The organism is Caballeronia sp. M23-90 (assembly GCF_053574605.1).
The window spans coordinates 1-8265 of sequence record NZ_JBSIPA010000291.1 but is presented as its reverse complement, the minus strand read 5'-3'; the positions used below and the strand labels follow the sequence as shown (position 1 = coordinate 8265).

Below are 8265 nucleotides of genomic sequence, written 5' to 3'. Positions count from 1 at the left end.
TGAATTGGCTGCGGCGGGCACGGCATGGGCTGCGGGACCACCTGCCGCCGCAGCCAATTCGGTCAAGCTGCCCCTGATCGCGGACCCCAGGACCGAGCAGAAGGAAGAAACGCCGGATGCAAACCTGCCGCCCGATGATCGCATCGGATATGCAATCGTCGGGCTGGGCCACCTGGCGCTCGATCAGATCTTGCCGGCGTTGTCGAACTGCAAGTACTCGCGTGTGGCGGCGCTGGTTTCGGGCGATCGCAACAAGGCGTTGAAGATCGCGCATCAATACGGCGTGCGTGAAGCGGATATATACGACTACCAAAGTTTCGAACGTCTCGCCGACAACCCGCGCGTGCAGGTCGTCTATATCGTGCTGCCCAATGGCATGCACAAGGAATTCACGTTGAGGGCGGCGAAGATCGGCAAGCATGTGCTGTGCGAAAAACCGATGGCAACGAGCGTGGCCGATTGCCAGGCGATGATCGATGCATGCAGCAAGAACAATCGCAAGCTGATGGTCGCCTACAGAAGCCAGTACGAGCCAATGGATCGCATGATCGCGAAAATGGCGAAGGAGAACAAGCTGGGTCCATTGCGCGAATTCATTGCCGGCAACTCGCAGAACCAGAGCGGTCCTTCGCAGTGGCGGTTGAACAAGGCGCTTGCCGGCGGCGGTGCACTGCCGGATATCGGGCTTTATGCGCTCAACGCTGCACGGTTTCTCAGCGGCGAAGAACCCTACGAAGTCTCGGCCTCGCTCACGCAACCCGCAGCTGATCCACGCTTCAAGGAAGTCGAGGAATCGGTGCACTTCATCATGCGGTTTCCGAGCGGTTTCACAGCGACATGCATGGCGAGTTACGGATGCCACGAGTCACGGTTTTTCCGCTTGCAAGGGACCGACGGCTGGGCAGAAATGGACCCGGCTTTCGGCTACAACGGTTTGCGCATGCGTTACGGCATGCTTGTCGACGGCAAGTCGGCGAACACGGAAATTACCACCGATCCGAATAACCAGTTTGCCCGCGAGATCGATCACATGTCGCTTTGCGTGATCAATGACAAGATCCCGCATACGCCCGGTGAAGAGGGTTTGCAGGACCAGCGGATCATGGAGGCGATCTACGAATCCGCGCGGACTGCACGCGTAGTGAAGATATCGAAGCCACAAGCTTCGACCCGCGGCCCCGATCCTGAAGAAGAAACGTTTTGAGCGTTGCCTAGCCGTTCTGCGTGCTGCTCTTCAAAGTTCCCGTCGCGGTAAGTCCCTTGAGGACCAGCATCAGATGGAAATAAAGGCGTTTGTTGAGTCCATAGTCGTACGCATACAAATGCGAAAGCGCGATACCAAGCGCCAGTGCCGGTTGATGATTTCGCGCATATACCGAAACCACAATCGGCACGATCCGCTTGAGCGCGAGTTCGCGCGCCGGCTCAAGTTTCTTGTCAAGCTTGAGCGACTTGAGGAAGTCATAAGCGAGGACGGCGGCCGCTGTCGTTGAGCGCGCGGTCGTCTTCGACATCGATACATCCGTCTTGCGGTAATACGACACGTATTCCTTGAGGTAGAACACCTGCGCGGCCGCAATGCAAATCTGTGCGCCGAAGACGTATTCGCAACCAATGCCGTATTGCTTTCTATAGCTGATCTTCTTGACCAGGTCCGCGTTCGCGAGCCAGCCATTGTTTGGCATCATCTGAACCAGGCCGGTTCTGCCGGGATCGGTTTGCAATCCGACTACTGCGTCCGTGCGATGGTAGTCCGTGTTGAGCTTCTTGCTGGCTTCAATATCCACTACGCCGTGGTCGTTCATCTGATATTGATCGCCGAACGCAATATCGAGATCGGGATGGAGATCCCACGCCGAGAGCAGGCGCTCTATGCAATCGGTCTTGAGGGCATCGTCGTCGTGGATCAGCAGGATCTTGTCGCCGGTGGCGCGATCAAAGAGGCTGGCAATGTTATCCGCCTGTCCGAGCGCGGGTTCGTTGCGGACATAGATCACGCGCGGTTCATGCAGGTAAGTCGAATCGATCAACGCCTGCGTGCGGTGATCCGACGAATCATCGCCAATCAATATCTCTATGTTCTCGTGCGTCTGCGCAAGGCACGACGTGAGCGATTCGACCAGCAACTCGGGCCGGTTGCACGTCGGCAGGCATATGGATATTTTCGTCGTTTTCATGATGTCGTCACCGGAGGTTGCTTGGTGCAACTTTTATACGGACGGTGATTTTTTTCGTCAACGCGATTAAATCAAAGCAAGCCGGCAGCGATTTATTTTATTTATTATCCCGTGTCCGCTTAAAACTGGATGCGCTCATTCGCCTTCGAGGTTGTAGCCGCTAAAGCCCATCAGCGCCGACAATTGCGACGCCATGTCTCCCACCATCCGGCAGACATCGTCGAATACGGGATTGAGCTTTTGATCGATGCGTTCAAGATAAGGCACGTTCACCGCGGCGATTGCATCGCCGTTACTGCCTATCACCGGGAACGCAACGTTGGTTACGCCACGCATTTGCCGGCTCGGCACGATCTCGTGTCGGGCGGCGCGTATTTCATCGAGTAAAGCGAGCAAGGCCGATGGCTCTACATCGTTTTCGCCTTCCACGCGCGTATGCGCGGCGAGCATCCGTTCGCGCTCGGCGGGATCGCGAAACGCCATCAGCACGTGACCCGATGAAGTATCGGTCAGGCCCATGACGGCGCCCACTTTCAAGCCGAATGACCATCGCTCGGGGCTGTCGACTTGAGCGATCACCGCCACGCGCCCGCTATGGTAAATCGATAAATGGCACGACTGCCGCGTCACGTTCGCAAGATCGCGCAACAGCGGCAGAGCCATGGCGGTGAGCGAACGGATCGGCTGCTGCCGGTGCGCCATTTCGAACAGCTTCAGCGTCAGGGTGTAGCGGTCGTTGTGGTCGCCTTGCACGTAACCGCGCCGCTCGAGCGTCACGACCATGCGAAAGATTTCGCTGACCGTGCGCCCGAGCTTCACCGACAGTTCGTTGAGCGTGTAGCCTTCGGCGGTATCGACCAGGACGTCGAGAATATCGAGTCCCTTCTCGAGCGCGGGGGCCGCGTAACGGGGGCTCTCGGCATTATCGGCGGATGCGTTCTTCGGTGGCTTCAGTACTGTGTTCATGGCAGGTCAAAAAAATTTCAAAGCGCTTGATCCCGGTTCGCGATCCGCGCCGGCAAGCCGAACACAATCAGCAATGCAGCGAGGATCAGGACGGTGGCGATGGCATACAGGCCGCCCGACGTGGCGCCGGTGAGATCGACTACCTTGCCGACCAGATACGGACTGATGATCCCGCCCAGATTGCCGATGGAGTTGATCAGCGCGATGCCGCCCGCCGCTGCCGTACCGCTGAGAAACGCGGGCGGGAGGGTCCAGAAGACGGGCAGGCAGCCGATCGCGCCAACCGACGCAATCACAAGCGAGATCATGGCGAGCGTGGTGTCGTGCGCGAAGTACGCGCTCAGCGCATAACCGATACCGCCCACCGCCACCGCCAGCCCGAGATGCCAGCGGCGCTCGCCGTGCCGGTCCGAACTCTTTCCGAGCGCGACCATGCCGATGCCGGCCGCCGCATACGGAATCGCTGTGAGCAAGCCGATGGTCATGGGGCTCGTGATGCCGGTGTTCTTGATGAGTTGCGGCATCCAGAAGGTGAGGCCGTACAAACCCATCAGCATGAAGAGATAGATCAGCGAGAGCAGGAGGGTGCCGGGCTGGCGCATCGCATCGATGAATCTATGCGACGTGCCCTTGTCCTCACGATCGATATTGGCCTGCATGACGGCTTTTTCTTCGGCGCTGAGCCACTTTGCGTTGCTGATACGGTCATCGAGGATCGCGAGCACGAGCAAGCCGAGCAGCGCCGTCGGCAAGCCTTCGAGCACGAACAGCCATTGCCATCCGGCAAGTCCGCCGACGCCCGCGAAGCGCGTCATGATGAAGCCCGACAACGGGCCGCCGATCACGCCGGAAATGGATATCGACGTCATGAAAAGCGCATTGATTCGTGCGCGCCGCTTTGCCGGAAACCAGTACGTGAAGTACAGGATGATGCCGGGCAGAAACCCGGCTTCGGTCGCGCCAATCACGAAGCGCAGCACGTAGAACCATGTCTCCGATGTCACGAACATCATCGCCGCCGACGCAATGCCCCACGAGATCATGATCCGCGCAATCCAGACCCGCGCGCCGACGCGGCTCAGGATCAGGTTGCTCGGGATCTCGAAGATGAAATAACCCACAAAGAAGATGCTCGCGCCGAAACCATACGCAGCGTTCGAGAGGCCGAGATCGCCCTGCATCTGGAGTTTGGCGAAGCTGATGTTGACGCGGTCGAAGTACGCAAAGATGAAGCAGACGATCAGCAAGGGAACGATCCGCCAGACAGCCTTGCGATACGCGTTTTCTTCGAGCGCGCTGGCTTCTGCCGCGCTCCCGGCGAGTGGAATCGATCCCGACATGGGGCGGTCTCCTGAGGTGTGTAGTTGTTATCGGCAGGAGCGCGGATCAGTTCGACCAGCCGCCGTCGATCATATGGATCGTGCCGGTGGTAAATCCGGATTCGTCGGAGGCGAGATAGGTGACGAGCGCCGCCACTTCCTCCGCACGACCAACGCGTCCAATAGGCTGGCGCGCAACAAACGCTGCCCGAACCTTCTCTTCGTCCACGTTGGACGCCGCCGCCTGCGTCGCGATACGCCCGCGCAGCGACGGCGACTCGATGGTTCCCGGGCAGATCGCGTTGCACCGGATCGCCTGGCCGACGAAATCGGCGGCAACGGACTTTGTCAAGCCGATCACAGCCGCCTTCGATGCCCCATATGCGAAGCGGTTCGGCACGCCTTTCACGCTCGACGCCGCCGATGCCATGTTGATGATCGACGCGCCTTTGGCGCTTTCCAGCATGCCCGGCAGGTAAGCGCGAATGGTCCGGTACATGGCCTTGACGTTCAGGTCGAAGCTGAAATCCCAGTCCTTGTCGTCGCACTTCAGGATGTTGCCGTCGGCCACGAAGCCGGCGCAGTTGAACAGCACGTCGATAGGGCCGGTCTTCGCGGCGAACGCGGCAATATCGGCGGCATCGAGCACATTCAGGCGCGCGGTGCGCAAGGTCGAGCCCGCGCCGGCGTCACGCGCGAGTTCTGCGAGCGCTTCTTCGTTGATGTCGGTAGCCCAGACAGTTGCGCCCTCTGCCGCCAGCATCAGCGCCGAGGCCCGCCCAATGCCGTTTCCAGCCGCCGTCACCACCACATTCTTGCCTTCGACCCGCTTGACCATTGCCGCTCCTTTCACGTTGTCAGGTTCCATCGAACGCAGCATTGTGTTCGATTCCAACGCTGATTTTCACATATGAAAATGTTTTTTATAAGTGAAGGTAAACGCGGAGTTACGGCTTCTTCCCGAAAATCCGGCTTTTCCCGCCAATCCCGAACAGACACCATAATGTCGTTCGCCCGTTACTTCGCCGGACCTTCTGAATGACTGAAATCAAGCTGAACGCCAACCCGTCGCCGCGCCTTACAAGCCTTTCCCATGGCGGCGGCTGCGGCTGCAAGATCGCGCCGGGGCTGCTTGCCGACCTGCTCAAGCGCAGTACGCCCATGGCCTTGTTTCCCGATCTGCTGGTCGGTAACGACACGGCGGATGACGCGGCGGTTTACCGGTTGAACGACGAGCAGGCGATCGTCGCGACGACCGACTTCTTCATGCCGATCGTCGACGATCCCTACGATTTCGGCCGCATCGCCGCAACCAACGCGCTTTCCGACGTCTACGCGATGGGCGGCAAGCCGATCCTCGCTTTGGCGCTCGTCGGCATGCCGATCAACGTTTTGCCGCACGACGTGATCGCAGCCGTCCTCAAGGGCGGCGAATCCATTTGCGCTGAGGCGGGCATTCCTGTTGCCGGCGGCCATTCCATCGATTCGGTCGAACCTATATATGGTCTTGCTGCAATCGGACTGGTGCATCCGAAGCGGGTGAAGCGCAACGCGGCCGCGCGCGCCGGCGACGTGCTGATCCTCGGCAAACCGCTGGGCGTGGGGGTTTTATCGGCGGCGCTGAAAAAGGATCAACTCGATGCCGCGGGGTACGCCGCCATGATCGCCGCCACGACCAAGCTCAACCGGCCGGGCGCGGATCTCGCGGCGCTGGACGCAGTCCATGCGCTGACCGATATCACCGGCTTCGGCCTGCTCGGCCATACGCTCGAACTCAGCCGGGGAGCGAGGCTGACCGCGCGGATCCGCTACAGCGATCTGCCGTGGCTGCCGGGCGTCGAGGCTTTCGCGAAGGCGGGGGTGTTCACGGGCGCATCGGGGCGCAACTGGGCGGCGTATGGCAAGGACATCCGGCTCGCGTCGTCGTTGCACGATATGGCACAAACCCTGCTCACCGATCCGCAGACTTCGGGCGGCCTGCTGGTATCGTGTGCGCCTGAAGCGGTTGACGAAGTCCTCGCCATCTTCCGCGCGGACGGCTTCGACGAAGCGGCTGTGATCGGAGAAATGATCGACGGCGAAAGCCGCGTCGAAGTGGTCTGAATCCGCGACTTCCATCCAAGTTCATCATGTTCAAAAAACCTGAACACTCGCCGGGAGCCCGATGAAAGAAGAATCGCCGAAGGCCATTTTTTACGCGCTCGCCGCCAACTTCGGCATTGCCGTGTGCAAGTTCGGCGCGGCGGCGTTCACGGGCTCCGGCTCCATGTTCGCCGAAGCGATTCACTCGACCGCCGATTGCGGCAACCAGCTTCTTCTCCTGTTCGGTCTCAAACGCTCGCAGGCGCCCGCCGACGTGCTGCATCCGCTCGGCTCGGGCCGCGAGATCTACTTTTATTCGATGCTCGTTGCGTTGCTGCTGTTTTTTGTCGGCGGCGCGTTCTCTGTTTATGAAGGCGTGCATCGGATCTCGGCGCATGAGCCGGTCACGAATCCCATTGTTGCGCTGGTCGTGCTCGGCATCTCCGTCGTGCTCGAAGCGTTTTCACTTGCCGGCGCGTTGAAGGAGATCCGCAAGACCTCCGGCAACAAATCGCTCTGGCGATGGTTCCGCGAAACGCGCGAGTCCGAGCTGATCGTCGTGACAGGCGAAGATGTCGCGGCGCTGGCCGGTCTGGCAATCGCGTTCTGCGCGGTGCTGATGACCATGATCACCGGCAACTCCGTTTATGACGCAGCGGGTTCCATCGGCGTGGGTGTGTTGCTGATGGTGATCGCGTATCTGGTCGCACGCGAAGTCAAGTCGATGATCGTGGGTGAATCAGCAAGTCCGGAAGTGCGCAGGGCGATCGATGCACATCTGCGCGCGCGTCCGGAAATCGTCCGCGTGCTCAACTTGATCACGCTGCAGTGGGGCAAGCAGATCGTGGTCGCGGTGCAGGCCGAGATGGTGGAATACGAAAGCGGCCGCGCGATGGTCGATGCCATCAACGTGATCGAAGAGGACCTGCAGCGCGCGTTTCCTGAAGCGCGCTGGGTGTTTTTCGAACCGGACATTGCACACGCGCCGGGAACGAAAACCGAAGACCGCACAGAAGCGCAGGCCTGACGCGACGGGCCTGCAAAACGATCACGGCAAATGCGCCGGAGGGCGATCGTGGTGCGGCCGCGGCGTGTCCGGTGTATCGGGCAATTGCGTGTTGCCGGTTGCCGGAAGCTGCGTGGTGCCTTCATCGAGTGTCATCATGCTACCGGGGTCGCTTACCGACGCCGCCGCCGGCGGCGCGGTTTTCAGGTCCCTTGCGCTACCCGGGGTGTGGGCGGCAACTGCACGCCCGGGCGTGAGAAGTGCTAGCAGCAGTCCGGCCGCGGCAAGCGCGGCGGCCGTCAGAAGCCTGGCAGTTGGCTGGTTCTGGACTCGCATGCGAAGGTCCGGTAGTTTTGATCAGACCTTTCATGCACGAAGTATTCCAGCTTGTACTGCGATGACCGCAGGTTCAATCGTGCTCGAGGCCGAGCGCATCCGTTGCGGAATCCATAACAGAGTTCCTCATCCCGCCTATGCGCAAAATTGTCCTGTCCATTTCCCTTCTTTTCGCGTTTGCCCTGAACGGTGCTTTGTCTTTTCCGGCAATCGCCGCAACCAGCGCAAGCAGCGCTGCAAAGCAGGCGCCCGTGGCATTGAGTGATCTGCCCGAAGCCCCACGGCTTCATGAAACCGGCCATGGCGTTCACACCCAGATCGTGCGCGAGCATGTAGAAATACGTGTCGTTGGAGACCACGATCGCGCGGTTCATGTCGA

8 protein-coding genes are annotated in these 8265 nt (G+C 60.1%); 3 read left to right on the top strand and 5 right to left on the bottom strand.

Annotation, left to right across the window (positions count from 1 at the left end; all coding sequences use genetic code 11):
* Positions 1-4 precede the first annotated feature (4 nt).
* Positions 5-1204, top strand: a complete 1200-nt coding sequence (locus ACRXB1_RS23920) for a Gfo/Idh/MocA family protein (RefSeq protein WP_449493439.1) — start codon at positions 5-7, stop codon at positions 1202-1204.
* 7 nt (positions 1205-1211) lie between these two features.
* Here the strand turns inward: ACRXB1_RS23920 and ACRXB1_RS23915 are convergent, their stop codons facing one another.
* The 4 genes from ACRXB1_RS23915 to ACRXB1_RS23900 form a co-directional block, all read right to left on the bottom strand.
* Positions 1212-2177 (bottom strand): glycosyltransferase family 2 protein, encoded by a 966-nt coding sequence (locus ACRXB1_RS23915; RefSeq protein ID WP_449493438.1) that lies wholly within the window; start codon positions 2175-2177, stop codon positions 1212-1214.
* A gap of 135 nt (positions 2178-2312) precedes the next feature.
* Positions 2313-3143 (bottom strand): IclR family transcriptional regulator, encoded by an 831-nt coding sequence (locus ACRXB1_RS23910; protein ID WP_449493437.1) that lies wholly within the window; start codon positions 3141-3143, stop codon positions 2313-2315.
* 17 nt (positions 3144-3160) lie between these two features.
* Positions 3161-4483: an MFS transporter gene (locus ACRXB1_RS23905; protein WP_449493436.1), complete on the bottom strand. Its 1323-nt coding sequence runs from the start codon at positions 4481-4483 to the stop codon at positions 3161-3163.
* Positions 4484-4529: 46 nt separating this feature from the next.
* Entirely contained in the window at positions 4530-5300 is a 771-nt protein-coding gene (locus ACRXB1_RS23900) for an SDR family oxidoreductase (protein ID WP_449493435.1), read from the bottom strand.
* 200 nt (positions 5301-5500) lie between these two features.
* Here ACRXB1_RS23900 and selD point away from each other — a divergent pair, with 200 nt between their 5' ends.
* Together selD and ACRXB1_RS23890 are read left to right on the top strand one after the other, a co-directional pair.
* A complete protein-coding gene (selD, locus tag ACRXB1_RS23895) occupies positions 5501-6565 on the top strand; it encodes a selenide, water dikinase SelD (RefSeq protein ID WP_062172318.1) in 1065 nt (354 codons plus the stop codon).
* Between the two features lie 61 nt (positions 6566-6626).
* Entirely contained in the window at positions 6627-7571 is a 945-nt protein-coding gene (locus ACRXB1_RS23890) for a cation diffusion facilitator family transporter (protein WP_449493434.1), read from the top strand.
* 21 nt (positions 7572-7592) lie between these two features.
* Here the strand turns inward: ACRXB1_RS23890 and ACRXB1_RS23885 are convergent, their stop codons facing one another.
* A complete protein-coding gene (locus ACRXB1_RS23885; protein WP_174362446.1) occupies positions 7593-7886 on the bottom strand; it encodes a hypothetical protein in 294 nt (97 codons plus the stop codon).
* Positions 7887-8265: the final 379 nt, after the last annotated feature.